This is a genomic window from Pseudomonas sp. M2(2023) (genome assembly GCF_030263955.1).
GTDB lineage: Bacteria > Pseudomonadota > Gammaproteobacteria > Pseudomonadales > Pseudomonadaceae > Aquipseudomonas > Aquipseudomonas asiatica.
Window position 1 is genome coordinate 2,254,337 of sequence record NZ_CP127114.1, and the last position, 13,532, is coordinate 2,267,868.

Here is a 13,532-nt window from a genome sequence, read left to right on the forward strand (position 1 = left end):
TACGAGGTTTGCCATGCTTTTCTTCGACATGCTGCAGCAGGAAACCGCCGACGAGCGTACGGCATTGTTCAGTGTCCCGGTCATCCGCGACGCGCTGGCCGGCAAGGCCAGCCTCGAGGCCTATGTGGCCTTTCTCACCCAGGCCTACCACCACGTGCGGCACACCGTGCCATTGATGATGGCCTGCGGGGCCCGTTTGCCGGCGCGGCTTGAGTGGCTGCGCGGCGCAGTGTGCGAGTACATCGACGAGGAGTACGGCCATGAGCGCTGGATTCTCGATGACATCGCCGCCTGCGGTGGCGACCCGCACCAAGTGGCCGGCGGCCGGCCGGCACTGCCCATCGAGCTGATGGTGGCATTTCTCTACGACCAGATTGCCCGTGGCAACCCGGTCGGGCTGTTCGGCATGGTCAACGTGCTCGAAGGCACCAGCATTGCCCTGGCCACCCAGGCTGCCGGTACCCTGCAGAGCAGCCTAGGCCTGCCGGACAAGGCTTTCAGCTACCTGAGTTCCCACGGCGCCCTGGACCAGGACCACATGGCCACCTACCGTGGCCTGATGAACCGTCTGGACCAGCCCGAAGACCAGCAGGCGGTAATCCACGCTGCCAAAGTGGTGTATCGCCTGTATACCGCCATGTTCGAAGGGCTGCCGCGTACCGCGCAGCAGGAGGTAAAGCATGCGCTTGCCTGATTGCGTGGCGGTGCTCACCGGTGCCAGCGGTGGCATCGGCCTGGAGTTGGCGGCCCAGCTATGCAGTGCCGGTGCTCGCGTACTGGCGGTCAGCCGGCAGCAGGGCAAGCTGACCGAACTGATGGCGCGCTACCCCGGGCAATTGCGCTGGCAACAGGCCGACCTGCGCTGCGCCGAAGGCCGCCGTGACGTGCTGGAGGCAGCGCGGGCGATGGGTAGTTGCAACCTGTTGATCAACGCCGCCGGGGTCAACCGCTTCGCCTTGCTCGAACAGATGGACGAGGCCGCCCTCGACGAGTTGTTCGACCTCAACATCAAGGCCGCCGTGCAGCTCACCCGCCTGTGCCTTCCGCTGCTGCGCGCCCAGCCCAGTGCGCTGGTGGTGAACGTGGGGTCGATCTACGGCTCCATCGGCTACCCAGGCTACGCCACCTACTGCGCCAGCAAGTTTGCCTTGCGCGGGTTCTCCGAGGCATTGCGCCGCGAGCTTGCCGACACCTCGGTGAACGTGCTGTATGCCGCACCGCGCACTACCCGCACGACGATGAACAGTAGCGCCGCGCAGGCCCTTAATCAGGCGTTGAAGGTAGGCGTCGATGACCCGCACGATGTCGCCCGGGCAGTGCTCGACGCGGTACAGGCCGAGCGCAGCGAACTGTACCTGGGTTGGCCGGAGAAACTCTTCGTGCGCCTTAACGGCATGCTGCCAGGCGTGGTCGACCGCGCCCTGCGCAAGCAATTGCCGCTGATCCGTCGCTACAGCAACTGGCACAGCAAGGAGTCGAGCAAATGAAACGTCTGATACTGGCCAGCCTGCTGGCCATCGCCCCGTTCACCTGGGCCCTCGACCAGAACGGTACCCAGCAACTCAACGCCATCCAGCAGCGCTGGGCGGTGGTTCGCTATAACCTGCCCGAAGCCCAGCGTGCCGGGGCATTCGAGGCCCTAGCGGCACAGTCGGCGGCGTTGGTGCACCAGCATCCGGGCTCGGCCGAGCCGCTGATCTGGGACGGCATCGTCAACAGCAGCTGGGCCGGCGCCACCGGTGGGTTGGGCGCGTTGGGCAAGGTCAAGGCCGCCCGCGCCAGCCTGGAAAAGGCCCTGGCCATGGACCCCAAGGCGCTGCAAGGCTCGGCCTACACCAGCCTGGGCGCGCTGTACGACCAAGTGCCCGGCTGGCCATTGAGCTTCGGCGACCAGGCCAAGGCCGAGGCCATGCTGCGCCAGGCGCTGGCGATCAACCCGGACGGTATCGACAGCAACTATTTCTGGGCCGACCACCTGTACCGGCAAAACCGCTACGACGAAGCCCGCGCCGCCCTGCAAAAGGCGTTGCAGGCACCGCCCCGGCCCGGGAGAGAGTTGGCCGACCAGGGCCGGCGTGGTGAAATAGATGCTTTACTCAAAGCGATCAAGGACAAACAGGATTAAGCATGCGCTTGCTGTTGGTAGAAGACGACGCCGCGTTGGGGGAGGGGATTTGTGACGGCCTGCGCCGCGAGGGCTATACCCTCGACTGGTTGCAGGATGGCGCCAGTGCCTTGCATGCCCTGTGCCACGAAGAGTTCGACCTGGCCATCCTCGACCTGGGCTTGCCGCGCCTGGATGGCATCGAGTTGCTGCGGCGCCTGCGTGCGGCCGGGAAGACCCTGCCGGTGCTGGTGCTGACCGCCCGCGACGCCACCGATGACCGCATTGCCGGGCTGGATGCCGGCGCCGACGACTACCTGGTCAAACCCTTCGACCTCAACGAACTCAAGGCCCGCTTGCGGGCCTTGCTGCGGCGCAGTAGTGGCCGCGCCCGGGTGCTGATAGAGCATGCCGGGGTATGCCTGGATCCGGTCAGCCAGCAGGTGCACTACCTGGGCCAGCCGGTGGTACTCACGCCCAAGGAATACCTGCTGCTGCACGAACTGCTGGCTCAGCCGGGCAAGGTGTTCACCCGCGAACGCCTGACCCAGTTGCTGTATGGCTGGGATGAAGAGCCGGAGAGCAACACCCTGGAAGTGAACATCTACCACCTGCGCAAGAAGCTGTTCAACGGCCTGATCCGCACCGTGCGCGGGATTGGCTACCTGGTGGAACGCAAGTCATGAGCTCGTTGCGCCAACGCACCTTGTGGCGGGTGATGCTGCTGTTGCTGGTCGGCAGCGGGTTGCTGGCGCTGTATAACTATCACGACAGCCGCCACGAAATTAACGAAGTGTACGATGCCCACCTGGCGCAGAACGCCCGGCTGCTGCAGGGCATCATGAGCCTGCCGGTGCAAGAGCAGAGCCGTGACGAGTTGTACCGCGCCTTCGACGAGGCCTTGAGCAAGGCCGGGCACCACAAGGTGGGGCACCGCTACGAAAGCAAGCTGGCCTTCCAGGTATGGGCCGACGACGGCGGGCTGCTGGTACACACGCCCAGCGCCCCGCAGCTGGGGCAGGCGCCGCGGGTGCCGGGTTTTGCCGACGTGGTGGTGGATGGGCGCCGTTGGCGCAGTTTTGTCTTGCCGGTGCCGGAAAAACACTGGGTGATCTGGGTGGGCGAGCGCAACGACGTGCGTGACGACCTGATCGAACGCATCGTGCAGCACACGCTGTTGCCATTCCTGTTCGGCAGCCTGGCCCTGGCCTTGCTGGTGTGGGCGGCCATAGGCTGGGGGCTGCGGCCGCTGCAGAACATGGCCAGGGTGATCCGCGCCCGCCACGCCGAGTCGCTTGAGCCGTTGCAGCTGGTGCCGTTGCCTAAGGAGCTGGAGCCGATGCAGGCGGCGATCAACCGCCTGCTCGGGCAGATCGACGACCTGCTGCGCCGCGAACACCGTTTCATCGCCGACGCTGCCCACGAGATGCGCACGCCCTTGGCCATCCTGCGCCTGCATGCGCAGAACGCCCTGAATGCAGACAGCGCTGCCGAGCGGGACAAGGCCCTGCAGTTCCTGATGGGCGGTGTCGACCGCCTTGCCCGGGTGGTCAACCAGCTGTTGACCCTGGCCCGCCTGGAGCCGCGACCAGGCCGGCGTGACTGGCCGCGGGTGGACCTGGAGGGCGTGGTGGCCGAGACCCTGGCAGAGCTTACCCCCTGGATACTGGAGCGCGGGCTGGAGCCTTCGCTGGACATCGCCGACGGCGACTACCATTTGCACACCGACGCTGGCGCGCTGGGTATTGCCTTGCAGAACCTGGTGGCCAATGCCGTGGACCATTCGCCTGCAGGCGGTCGCATCACCGTGACCCTGCAGCGCGAAGGCCAGGCCCTGCTGGTCAGCGTCGACGACGAAGGGCCGGGCATAGCGGTGGTTGACCAGCAGCGGGTGTTCGAGCGTTTCTACAGCAAGGGCTCGACCAACGGCGCCGGGCTGGGGTTGTCGATCGTCAGCACCATCATGACCCGCCTGGGTGGCAGCGTGCAGTTGCGCAACCAGACGCCACACGGATTGCGCGCGACCTTGCGCCTGCCCGTGGAGCCCTGAACGCTTGCTAGTGTTTCTGGGCGATCTGGATCAGGTTGCCGCAAGTGTCATCGAACACCGCTACGGTGACCGGCCCCATGGCAGTAGGCGGTTGGGTGAACTGCACGCCCGCTGCGCACAGCCGGGTATATTCGGCCTGGATGTCCCGCACGCCGAACGAGGTGGCGGGGATGCCGTCCTGCTTGAGCGCGGTCTTGTAGACCTTGGCGGCCGGGTGCGCGTCGGGCTCGAGCAGCAGCTCGACGCCGTTGGGGTCGTTGGGGGAGGTGAGGGTCAGCCAGCGGTGTCGGCCCATGGGGATGTCGTGCTTGGGCTCGAAACCGAGTACGTAGTGGTAGAAAGCCAGGGCCTTGGCCTGGTCGTCGACGAGGATGCTGGTGACTATGATCTTCATGAACGCACACCGTATGCCTGGAGTCGTTGAGTACCAGTAAAGACAATCAGCGGCATTTGGCCAGGGCACCGGGTTCACTGCTAACCCTGCAACGCGATCCGACAGCATTTCTCTTCACGGTCAAAGTTCCAGATGGGTTGGTGGCAATGGGGGGTTGTAGCGTTGATCGGGCGATACCACCCAAACCAAGGAGTAAACCCCATGCAAGAAGAACCCGTTAACAAGCCAGACGACACGCTCGACCACGAACAGCTGGAAAATGCAGAACCGCAGGCAACGTTGTCCCGGCGCAAGCGCGGTATAGGGCCAGTAGTCGGCATGCCCTGCAGGCCAGGGTACAAGCTGATTGGTGATGACTGTGTAATCGCCAATATCGATTTCGAGTGAAGCAAAGGGGGGGCGCATCGCGCCCCTCGTAAAAACCTGCTCAAGCCATAGGTAAATCCTTCATCACCCGGCCCCCACCCGGCCGCTGCCGAGGGTAAAGTGACAGGCATGATCCCAGCGCGCCCAGACCGGCGTCAGAGAGGTGCCCGTGGCGGCCTACACATTGCGACAACTCAAGTACTTCGTCACCACCGTCGAGGCCGGCAGCGTGGCCGAGGCTTCACGCCAGCTGTACATCGCCCAGCCGTCCATCTCCACGGCCATCAAGAGCCTGGAAGAAAGCTTCGGCGTGCAGCTGTTCATCCGCCACCACGCCCAGGGTGTGTCTCTGACGCCCAGCGGCAAGCGCTTCTATGCCAAGACCAAGTCGCTGCTGCAGATGGCCCACGAATTCGAGCAGAACGCCCTGGCCGACAACGACACCGTGGCCGGGCAAATCGACATCGGCTGCTTCGAAACCGTGGCACCGCTGTACCTGCCGCGCCTGATCGCCGGCTTTCGCCAGCGTTACCCGGGGGTGGATATCCGCCTGCGCGACGGCGAGCAGCAGGACCTGATCCAGGGTCTGACTGCCGGTACCTTCGACCTGGCGTTCCTCTACGACCATGACCTGGACGGCACCATCGAGGCCGAGCCGCTGATGCCGCCGCAGAAGCCCTATGTGCTGCTCCCCGAGAACCACCGCTTCGCCGGGCAGGCCCAGGTGTCGCTGCGCGATCTGTGCCCGGAGCCGATGATCCTGCTGGACGTTGCCCCCAGCCGTACCTACTTCGTCAGCCTGTTCAACGAAATGGGCCTGACGCCCAATATCGTCTTCAGTTCGCCGTCGATCGAAATGGTACGCGGCATGGTCGGGCAGGGCTTTGGCTTTTCGCTGCTGGTGACGCGGCCGCATTCGGAGTACACCTACGACGGGCAACGCCTGGCCATGCTGGATATCGCCGAGCCAGTGGCGCTGTCAGGGCTGGCGGCGGCGTGGTTGAAGCGGGTGCAACTGACCAAGCCGGCGCAGTTGTTCGTCGAGTTTTGCCGGGAAGAACTGGCCAAGTTCTGAAACGGGCACGCCATGCATCCTCCTGCCGAGGCATGGCGTGCCTGCTGATCAGGGGTTGACCTGATAGCCGCGACCTTGCAGGCAGCCGGCGTAGGCACTGGCATGAGCCTGGGCTTTTGCTTCGTCCTGGCCGCGTCGGTCCTGGCGGCGGTCCTGACGCTGGCGCATGCCACCAACCGCAGCACCGGCGGCGGCCACTTCGCCGGCGCGGTTCTGTCGGTATTGCTCCTTGGCATCGTCACCGACCCGGTCATACAGCTCGTCGTGCTGGTTGCCGCGCACCTGCGCGCCTGCCGCACCGGCAACCGCGCCGGCGGCGGCACCGCGTACCCGGCCACCGACATGGGGGTCGCTGGAGGTCGCGGCACTGTTCGCGGCATTGGTCGCGACAGTATTGCAATCATTGATATCCAGTTGCATCTGCTGGCTGCTCTGGCCCTTGAGCGGCACCACCGACTGCGCCTGGGCTGCCGATGCCGCGCACAGCAGCACCAGCAGGCAACTCCACGTGAACGTACGCATGGCAAACCTCCAGCGGGTGGGGATCCCGTTTCACAGGATAGTTCTCTTTGCTGCCGATGATGGCAGTTTTGCCGGGATGGTCTAAACCGGATATCAAACGTGGTTCGCCTGCGTATCACGGCGTGAATCCGGGCTACCTGTGGAAACCCCATGAGCCAGAGCCAGCAACTGATCATCTGTGAGTACTGTGACACGGTGTACCACCGTGCGCCGCTGCTCAAGCACCAGCGCGCCGTTTGCCAGCGCTGTGGCGGCGTACTGTACCGGCATACCTCGCTGACGGTGCAGCAACGCCTGGCCCTGAGTGTGACGGGTGGCATCCTGCTGGTGTTCGCCAACGCCTACCCGGTGATGACCATCGGCATGCAAGGGCTCACCCATTCCGCGACATTATGGGACTCGGTACAGATCCTCAGCCACGGCAGCATCACCTTCATCGCCCTGGTCATGGCCCTGTCGATCATCTTTGCGCCGGTGCTGCAGATTACCCTCTTGTGCTGGGTGTTGGGTTTCGCCCTGGCCGGCCAGCGCGCACCCGGTTTTGCCCTGTGCATGCGCAGCCTGGAGGGCCTGCGGCCTTGGAGCATGCTGGAGGTATGCCTGCTGGGGGCGATGGTGGCGGTGATCAAGCTGGCGGGGTTTCTCGACGTGATACCTGGCATCGGCCTGCTGGCGCTGGCAGCGCTGAGCATGCTGATCATCCATATCGCCGGCAAGGACATCCGCGGCCTTTGGGAGCAGGTATGAATACCCCGGCCAACGCCGACGACCTGGGCCTGTGCCTGTGCCATGGCTGCGGTCAGGCCTGCGAACTGGGCAGCGACAAGCACACCTGCGAGCGCTGTGGTGCCGTCATCCACCGGCGCAAGGCCAATGCCATCAGCCGTGGCTGGGCGTTTCTGCTGGCGGCGCTGGTTTTCTACATTCCCGCCAACCTGTTGCCAGTGATGCACACCGAAATGCTCGGCAGTGGCAGCGAAAGCACCATCGGCGGCGGCGTGCTGGAGTTCTGGGAGGCAGGGGCCTGGGACATCGCGCTGATCATCTTCATTGCCAGCGTGGGTGTGCCGGCCATCAAGTTCTTCTCGCTCGGCCTGTTGCTGTTCACCGCCCAGCGCGGTTCTACCTGGGCCTGCCGGCAGCGCTCGCAGCTGTACCGTTTCGTCGAGCTTATCGGCTACTGGTCGATGCTCGATGTGATGGTGGTGGCGCTGGTGGCGGCGCTGGTGCAACTGCGCGGGCTGGGCACCATCGAGCCGCGGGTGGGCATCCTGTTTTTCGGCATGGTGGTGGTACTGACCATGTTTTCTGCGATGAGCTTCGATCCACGCCTGATCTGGGATAGCCGTACCAACGAGGGAGGCCGCATTGATGGTGCAACAGACTGACAAGCGCGATGGCGCGGGGCAGGTTGAAGTGCGCACCCGGCGCTGGAGCGTGTCGCTGGTATGGATCGTGCCGATACTGGCGATCCTGATCGGCGCTTCGCTGGTGGTGCGCAACTGGATGCAGCAAGGCCCGGTCATCGCCATTTCCTTCCACACCGGGGAAGGGCTGGTGGCGCACAAGACCCAGGTCAAGTACCGCAGCGTGGTGATCGGCGAAGTCACCACGGTGGACCTGGCCGACGACAAGAAGAGCGTGGTCGCCAAGGTCCAGCTGTCCAACGACGCCCGTGCCTTCGCCACCCAGGGGGCGCGCTTCTGGGTGGTGCGGCCACGCATTGGCGTGGGCGGCGTGTCCGGCGTGGACACGCTGCTGTCGGGCAGTTTCATCGGGGCGGATTCCGGCGAATCGAAAGTGCCGGAAAAGTCCTTTGTCGGCCTGGAGCTGCCACCGCCGATCACCTACGACGAAAAGGGCAAGCGCTTTGTCCTGACCGCCAGTGACCTGGGCTCGCTGGATATTGGCTCGTCGATCTACTACCGCAAGATCCCGGTGGGCGAGGTGGTGTCCTTTGCCCTGCAGGGCGATGGCAAGGGCGTGGAGATCGGCGTGTTCGTGCAGGCCCCTTACGACAGCTTCGTCACCGCCGACACCCGCTTCTGGAACGCCAGTGGCGTCGACATGCAGATCGGTGCCAACGGCCTGAAGATCGATACCGAATCACTGTCATCGATCCTGGTGGGCGGGTTGGCCTTTGGCTCGCCCGACTTCGCCCCGCAGGCCGAGGCTGCTGCCGACCAGGCGCACTTCCAGCTGTTTGCCGACCGCGATACCGCCCTGGCACCGCCCAGTGGCCAGGCCCAGTACCTGCAGTTGCGCTTCGACCAGGCCATGCGCGGCTTGTCGGTAGGCGCCCCAGTGGAGTTCAAGGGGGTCGAGTTTGGCCGAGTCACATCGGTGCAGCTCGACTATGATGCCACCCGCCAGACCTTCCCGGTGGTGGTCGAAGCGGTGATCTACCCGCAGCGGCTGGGGCCGGTACACCGCAAGATGCTGTCTGTTTTCAAGCATTCCGAAGGTGACATGGACGGCGCGCGACGGTTGATCGGCACCTTCGTCGAGCACGGCCTGCGGGCCCAGGCGCGCAGCGGCAACCTGATCACCGGGCAGATGTTCATCTCCCTGGACTTCTACCCGGATGCCCCCAAGGTGGCCTTCGACAAGACCGCAGACCCTATCATCATCCCCACATTGCCCGGCAGCCTGGAGCAGCTCCAGGAACAGCTGCAGCGGGTGGTGGAGCGCATCAGCAAACTGCCGCTGGAGAGCATCGCCAGCAACCTGGACGGCAGCCTGCGAGAGCTGCGTGCCAGCCTCAAGCAGTTCAATGGCCAGACGCTGCCGGAGGTGAAGGTGGCACTGGACGAAGTGCACAAGACTCTGCGCACGGCCAATTCGGCCATTTCCGAGGACTCGCCGCAGCGCGAGCGGATGGGGGAAACCCTGGACGAACTGGAGCGCATGTCGCGTTCGCTGCGAGACCTTGCCGATTACCTGGGGCGGCACCCCGAATCACTGATACGCGGCCGGCCGAAAGCGGCCACTGCCGCCGAGCTGGAACCCTGAGGAGACAGCCGATGCTTCGACTGCGCAATGTATGTGGCGCCGGCCTGCTGGCAGTGCTGTTGGGCTGCAGCAGTACACCGAACAACTATCACACGCTGGTACCGAGCGAGCCTGTACGCGACGGTGGCCAGCGCATCCAGGTGGCGAGGGTGGTCGTGCCGCCGCAGGTGGACCGCCCGCAGTTGGTGGTGCGACAAGGGCAGAGCGGCCTGGCCATCCTCGAGACGGAGTGGTGGGGTGCCAACCTGGTGGATGAGTTTCGCAGCGCCTTGCAGGACCAGTTGGGCGGGCCGGTGGGTGGCGGCAAGGTGTTGTTGCGCGTGGACGTGCAGCGCTTCGATACCGTGCCGGGGCGCTACGCCTCGCTGGAGGCGGTATGGCGCCTGACGCGCTCGGGGGAGGCCGAACTGACCTGCCGTACCTCGCTACAGACGCCCGCAGACAACAGCATCGCCAGCCTGGTCAATGCCCACCAGGCCAACCTGCGCAAACTGGCCGAGGCGGTGCGGGTGAGTGCCCGTCAGGGCAGCTGTTCTGCATCCTGAGCGTCTCGCGCTCCTGCAGGGTGATCAGTTCAGGCGTCCAGCATTCTGTTTCTTGCCACTGCTGACCGTTTCCTGTCCCCGCTCGGTTTTGTCCATTGGCAACTGGTCGAAGTCGCGCAGGCCATCCTTGCGGTACGGGTCGCCGATCCAGCGCGGCGCCACCACAAACTGCGGGCTCACCAGGCTCTTGGCCGGCTCGTAACGGTCGTAGCTCAGCCCAGCCAGGTCGGACAGGGTATGGATCAGGTGCGAGCTGCTGTAGGGGCGATCGGCCATCGCCTGCAAGTCGCGCGGGTGCTCGGCCTGCCAGCTTGGCGAAGTCCACAGCAAGAACGGGATGGTGTACATCGGCCGGGTCGGCGCGCCTTCGTTGCGCCCCAGGCGGTCGTGGTTGCCAGAGCTGTACACATCTTCGCCATGGTCGGACAGGTACAGCAGGAAACCATTGCGGGAACTGGCCGAGTAACGCTTGATCAGGCTAGACACCACGTAGTCGTTGTAGCGCACCGCGTTGTCGTAGAAGTTGTAGGTTTGCACCTGGTCGTCGGTCAGCTTGCCGGGCACCCCCTGGCGGTCGTTGAAGTGCGCGTAGTCGTTCGGGTAGCGGTAGCGATAGTCCATGTGCGTACCCAGCAGGTGCACGATGATGAACTTGTTTGGCGCCGGGTCCTGCAGTGCCTTCTCGAACGGCGACAGCACCACGTCGTCGTATTGGCTGGCATTCTGGTTGCGCTGGTTGTTCAGGTAGACCGGCGCGTCCGTCTGCTGCGAGAAGGTGGTCAGCATGGTGTTGCGCTTGGTCATGGTCTGCTGGTTGGTGATCCAGAAGGTCTTGTAGCCGGCCTGTTTCATCAGGTTGATCAGCGACGGGTCGGTGAGGAAACGGTCCGGGTTCTGCTCGTCGCCGAAAGTGAGGATCTGCTGCATCACTTCGATGGTATACGGGCGTGGCGACACCACGTTGCGGAACACCGTCAGGCCCTTGTCGCTGGCGGCCAGCGCATCGAGGTTGGGCGTGGTGTCGCGGTTGTAGCCATACAGGTGCATGTGTTCGCGAGTGGTGGATTCGCCCAGCACCAGCACCAGCGTGCGTGGCGCTGCACCGCTGCTGTCTCGCAGGTTCTGCAGGGGCGGTAGCGCGGCGTTCTTGGCCAGCAGCTCTTGCATGTTGTCCAGTTGCTGGCGGTACTGGCGGTAGCCGACCAGCAGTTGCCAGGGCACGGCGGGCTCCATGCGTTGCTGCACTTTCTCCGCCGCGTCGACGAAGCTGCGCTCCTGGGTGACCATCTGCTTGTAGAACGGGTACACCAGGTTGGCCAGCAGCAACAGGGCGACCACCGGCAGGCGGCTGCGCAGTGGCAGGCTGACCGGGCGCACGCGCTTCCACAGCAGCACCGCCCCCAGCGTGTACAACAGCAATGCCAGGCCCAGCCAGGCGCTGAAGTACTGGCTGAAGTACTCACCGGCCTCGGCGGTGTTGGACTCGAACATCACGAAAATGACGCTTTGCGAGAACTCCTGGCGATAGATGCCGAAGTAGCTCAGGCCCACCAGCGAAGCAGCCCACAACACCAGGCCGATGACCGCCGCCGTGGCGCGAGTGAAGCGCGGCAGCAGCAGTACCGGGGCCAGCCACAGGCTGCTGAGGAAGAATGCATCGCGAAAACCGGCGAACCCGGTGGTACCGCTGAACAGCAGCAACGCCTGGGTCACCCCCGAGAAGTACCAGAAGAACAGCAAAAGCCAGCCCAGGCCGGCCCAATCCACGCGCTTGGGCGAGGAGGGGGATGGAGTGTGTGACACGTATGCCTCGTCGTACTTGGCGGCCAGCGGATGTGCTCGTGGCCGGAAAGGGCGTGACGCTAATCTGCCGAGCGTGAAAATAACGTCAACGAGACGCTGGCCCAGGCAAGGTATGATGTATTCAGCCAAACCGGACTGACAGGTCGAGTGAGAATGAACCGTCGCAAGAAGATCAAGCAGCTACTGCAGGCGCACGCCAAGAAGGCCAGTGCCAAGCTGGCGCCGCGCAAGCCCAAGTACATTTGCAAGGCCGACCGTTTGAAGATGGAGGCCGAGGCTGCGGGGGATACCCCCACCTGACTGGCTGACGCGGACCTTGTAGGAGCGGCCTTGTGTCGCGATCGGGCCGCAGAGCGGCCCCCTGGTTCCAGCATTACGGCAACCAATGCTGGGGCTGCTGCGAAGCCCTTTCGCGACACAAGGCCGCTCCCACATCAAGCGTGCCAACTGCGGATCAACGATCAACGGCGATAGTAGCGGTAGTCATCGTTGTAGCGGTGGTGCATGGCCCGCTCATGGCGGTGCTCCCAGTCGCGGCGCCGTTCCCAGTCGCGTCGGCGTTCCCAGTCTCGCCGGCGCTCCCAATCACGGCGGGCCTGCTCGCGGCGCCACTGTTCGCGGCGCCAGTCGCTGCGGTGGTCATGCCAGCGGTCGTCATCGTGGGCCAGCAACGTGGCTGGCTGTTGATCGGCCACACTGGCCACCCTGGACCAGGGGTTGCCGGCAGGCTGCAACGATGATTGAACCGCCGGGGCAGCCACTGCGGGCGCCTTCATCTGTGTTGCCGATGCCGTGCCCATCGCCGCGAACGAGAACAGGCCGAGCAGCATCAACCTTGCGACATGTATTTTCATGAGCGAAGCCAACCTCTGATAACAATTGAGCCATCAGGCCAGCAGGTGTCGGGCGAACCTAGTCTCGCGTTCCGTTTCCTTTCTGTGCCTCCCACATAGACCGGTAAACGGGAAAAAGTTCGCAGCGGCAACAACTTGTAGAACTTCAGCGCTTCAAAAAAGGGCACTTTGCGCCTATGGCGACACAAAACAAGCTGTACCTGTGGCAGCGGCGCTCATTTACCATGGCGGTTGTTTTTGCCCATTACCAAGGAAACCCGCCATGAGCGCCCCCCAGTTTCGCACCCCCACAGCCGCCGATGCCGAACGCTGCTATGCCATCGAAATCGGTGCCTACGAAGGCGACGAGGCGGCCACGCTGGAGAAGATCCGCACCCGCATCACGCAGTATCCGCAGGGCTTCCTGGTGCTGGAAAATGCGGGCGAGATCGTCGGTTTCATCAACAGCGGCTGTGCCCACGAAGTGGTGATGTCCGATGAGGCATTCAAGGAGTTGGTCGGGCACGACCCGGCGGCGCCAAACGTGGTGATCATGTCGGTGGTGGTTGACCCGGCGTACCAGGGCAAAGGCTACGCCAAGCAGTTGATGGATGAATTCATCGCACGCATGAAGGCGGCGGGCAAGCTGACCATTCACCTGATGTGCAAGGAGCAGCATGTGGCCCTGTACCAGAAGCTGGGGTATCAGTACGTGAAACCGTCGCCGTCGGACCACGGCGGCATGGCCTGGCATGAGATGCTCATGGTCCTCTGATTTCGCAAGACACGGCAGCGTTGCCGGCGATGGGCCGCCAAGGCGGCCCTGAA

At 64.1% G+C, this 13,532-nt stretch carries 17 protein-coding genes; 13 read left to right on the top strand and 4 right to left on the bottom strand.

The genetic code is table 11. The annotated features are described in order from the left end of the window. Positions 1-13 precede the first annotated feature (13 nt). From QN085_RS10400 to QN085_RS10420, 5 genes are read left to right on the top strand one after another with little or no spacing between them, the layout of a single operon-like run. Positions 14-694, top strand: coding sequence for an iron-containing redox enzyme family protein (locus QN085_RS10400; protein WP_023663323.1), 681 nt, complete (start codon positions 14-16; stop codon positions 692-694). Then, on the top strand, positions 681-1,487 hold the full coding sequence (locus QN085_RS10405; protein ID WP_023663322.1) for an SDR family oxidoreductase: 807 nt from the start codon (positions 681-683) through the stop codon (positions 1,485-1,487). The genes QN085_RS10400 and QN085_RS10405 overlap by 14 nt, the downstream gene beginning before the upstream one ends. Next, the gene (locus QN085_RS10410; RefSeq protein ID WP_024086786.1) at positions 1,484-2,125 is read left to right on the top strand and encodes a tetratricopeptide repeat protein; all 642 of its coding nucleotides are present in this window, start codon (positions 1,484-1,486) and stop codon (positions 2,123-2,125) included. Before QN085_RS10405 ends, QN085_RS10410 begins: the two co-directional genes overlap by 4 nt. A 2-nt stretch (positions 2,126-2,127) precedes the next feature. Then, complete coding sequence (locus tag QN085_RS10415; protein WP_003259308.1) at positions 2,128-2,790, top strand: response regulator; 663 nt, start codon at positions 2,128-2,130, stop codon at positions 2,788-2,790. Continuing rightward, positions 2,787-4,154, top strand: a complete 1,368-nt coding sequence (locus QN085_RS10420) for a sensor histidine kinase (RefSeq protein ID WP_013972084.1) — start codon at positions 2,787-2,789, stop codon at positions 4,152-4,154. The genes QN085_RS10415 and QN085_RS10420 overlap by 4 nt, the downstream gene beginning before the upstream one ends. Before the next feature lie 7 nt (positions 4,155-4,161). Here QN085_RS10420 and QN085_RS10425 read toward each other — a convergent pair whose 3' ends face one another. After that, positions 4,162-4,548, bottom strand: a complete 387-nt coding sequence (locus tag QN085_RS10425; RefSeq protein ID WP_023663547.1) for a VOC family protein — start codon at positions 4,546-4,548, stop codon at positions 4,162-4,164. Between the two features lie 201 nt (positions 4,549-4,749). Between QN085_RS10425 and QN085_RS10430 the strand changes: the two genes are divergently transcribed. Continuing rightward, complete coding sequence (locus QN085_RS10430; RefSeq protein ID WP_023663548.1) at positions 4,750-4,935, top strand: hypothetical protein; 186 nt, start codon at positions 4,750-4,752, stop codon at positions 4,933-4,935. Between the two features lie 148 nt (positions 4,936-5,083). After that, positions 5,084-5,989, top strand: a complete 906-nt coding sequence (locus tag QN085_RS10435) for a LysR family transcriptional regulator (protein ID WP_013972086.1) — start codon at positions 5,084-5,086, stop codon at positions 5,987-5,989. A gap of 48 nt (positions 5,990-6,037) precedes the next feature. On the opposite strand, the gene QN085_RS10440 is transcribed toward QN085_RS10435, so the two are convergent. Next, complete coding sequence (locus QN085_RS10440) at positions 6,038-6,511, bottom strand: YMGG-like glycine zipper-containing protein (RefSeq protein ID WP_003259312.1); 474 nt, start codon at positions 6,509-6,511, stop codon at positions 6,038-6,040. A gap of 150 nt (positions 6,512-6,661) precedes the next feature. Here QN085_RS10440 and QN085_RS10445 point away from each other — a divergent pair, with 150 nt between their 5' ends. The 4 genes from QN085_RS10445 to QN085_RS10460 are packed head-to-tail and all read left to right on the top strand — an operon-like array spanning position 6,662 to position 10,068. Further along, complete coding sequence (locus tag QN085_RS10445; RefSeq protein ID WP_013972087.1) at positions 6,662-7,258, top strand: paraquat-inducible protein A; 597 nt, start codon at positions 6,662-6,664, stop codon at positions 7,256-7,258. Then, on the top strand, positions 7,255-7,899 hold the full coding sequence (locus QN085_RS10450; RefSeq protein WP_023662623.1) for a paraquat-inducible protein A: 645 nt from the start codon (positions 7,255-7,257) through the stop codon (positions 7,897-7,899). Before QN085_RS10445 ends, QN085_RS10450 begins: the two co-directional genes overlap by 4 nt. Continuing rightward, on the top strand, positions 7,883-9,523 hold the full coding sequence (locus tag QN085_RS10455; protein ID WP_023662624.1) for a PqiB family protein: 1,641 nt from the start codon (positions 7,883-7,885) through the stop codon (positions 9,521-9,523). Before QN085_RS10450 ends, QN085_RS10455 begins: the two co-directional genes overlap by 17 nt. Before the next feature lie 11 nt (positions 9,524-9,534). After that, entirely contained in the window at positions 9,535-10,068 is a 534-nt protein-coding gene (locus QN085_RS10460; protein WP_013972090.1) for a PqiC family protein, read from the top strand. A 24-nt stretch (positions 10,069-10,092) separates the two neighbouring features. Here QN085_RS10460 and QN085_RS10465 read toward each other — a convergent pair whose 3' ends face one another. Then, on the bottom strand, positions 10,093-11,871 hold the full coding sequence (locus QN085_RS10465; RefSeq protein WP_082041846.1) for a phosphoethanolamine transferase CptA: 1,779 nt from the start codon (positions 11,869-11,871) through the stop codon (positions 10,093-10,095). A 153-nt stretch (positions 11,872-12,024) separates the two neighbouring features. Here QN085_RS10465 and QN085_RS10470 point away from each other — a divergent pair, with 153 nt between their 5' ends. After that, positions 12,025-12,171, top strand: coding sequence for a DUF2986 domain-containing protein (locus QN085_RS10470; protein WP_023662626.1), 147 nt, complete (start codon positions 12,025-12,027; stop codon positions 12,169-12,171). 161 nt (positions 12,172-12,332) lie between these two features. Here QN085_RS10470 and QN085_RS10475 read toward each other — a convergent pair whose 3' ends face one another. Further along, on the bottom strand, positions 12,333-12,701 hold the full coding sequence (locus tag QN085_RS10475) for a hypothetical protein (RefSeq protein ID WP_041506086.1): 369 nt from the start codon (positions 12,699-12,701) through the stop codon (positions 12,333-12,335). Positions 12,702-12,987: 286 nt separating this feature from the next. Between QN085_RS10475 and QN085_RS10480 the strand changes: the two genes are divergently transcribed. After that, a complete protein-coding gene (locus QN085_RS10480; RefSeq protein WP_023661927.1) occupies positions 12,988-13,479 on the top strand; it encodes a GNAT family N-acetyltransferase in 492 nt (163 codons plus the stop codon). Positions 13,480-13,532: the final 53 nt, after the last annotated feature.

What these genes read in the sequence shown, in the direction of transcription:
- QN085_RS10430 (WP_023663548.1), top strand. Translation starts at nt 4,750, where the DNA reads ATGCAAGAAGAACCCGTTAACAAGCCAGACGACACGCTCGACCACGAA.
- QN085_RS10450 (WP_023662623.1), top strand. Translation starts at nt 7,255, where the DNA reads ATGAATACCCCGGCCAACGCCGACGACCTGGGCCTGTGCCTGTGCCAT.
- QN085_RS10410 (WP_024086786.1), top strand. Translation starts at nt 1,484, where the DNA reads ATGAAACGTCTGATACTGGCCAGCCTGCTGGCCATCGCCCCGTTCACC.
- QN085_RS10415 (WP_003259308.1), top strand. Translation starts at nt 2,128, where the DNA reads ATGCGCTTGCTGTTGGTAGAAGACGACGCCGCGTTGGGGGAGGGGATT.
- QN085_RS10425 (WP_023663547.1), bottom strand. Translation starts at nt 4,548, where the DNA reads ATGAAGATCATAGTCACCAGCATCCTCGTCGACGACCAGGCCAAGGCC.
- QN085_RS10460 (WP_013972090.1), top strand. Translation starts at nt 9,535, where the DNA reads ATGCTTCGACTGCGCAATGTATGTGGCGCCGGCCTGCTGGCAGTGCTG.
- QN085_RS10420 (WP_013972084.1), top strand. Translation starts at nt 2,787, where the DNA reads ATGAGCTCGTTGCGCCAACGCACCTTGTGGCGGGTGATGCTGCTGTTG.
- QN085_RS10480 (WP_023661927.1), top strand. Translation starts at nt 12,988, where the DNA reads ATGAGCGCCCCCCAGTTTCGCACCCCCACAGCCGCCGATGCCGAACGC.
- QN085_RS10455 (WP_023662624.1), top strand. Translation starts at nt 7,883, where the DNA reads ATGGTGCAACAGACTGACAAGCGCGATGGCGCGGGGCAGGTTGAAGTG.
- QN085_RS10440 (WP_003259312.1), bottom strand. Translation starts at nt 6,511, where the DNA reads ATGCGTACGTTCACGTGGAGTTGCCTGCTGGTGCTGCTGTGCGCGGCA.
- QN085_RS10470 (WP_023662626.1), top strand. Translation starts at nt 12,025, where the DNA reads ATGAACCGTCGCAAGAAGATCAAGCAGCTACTGCAGGCGCACGCCAAG.
- QN085_RS10445 (WP_013972087.1), top strand. Translation starts at nt 6,662, where the DNA reads ATGAGCCAGAGCCAGCAACTGATCATCTGTGAGTACTGTGACACGGTG.
- QN085_RS10400 (WP_023663323.1), top strand. Translation starts at nt 14, where the DNA reads ATGCTTTTCTTCGACATGCTGCAGCAGGAAACCGCCGACGAGCGTACG.
- QN085_RS10405 (WP_023663322.1), top strand. Translation starts at nt 681, where the DNA reads ATGCGCTTGCCTGATTGCGTGGCGGTGCTCACCGGTGCCAGCGGTGGC.
- QN085_RS10475 (WP_041506086.1), bottom strand. Translation starts at nt 12,701, where the DNA reads ATGCTGCTCGGCCTGTTCTCGTTCGCGGCGATGGGCACGGCATCGGCA.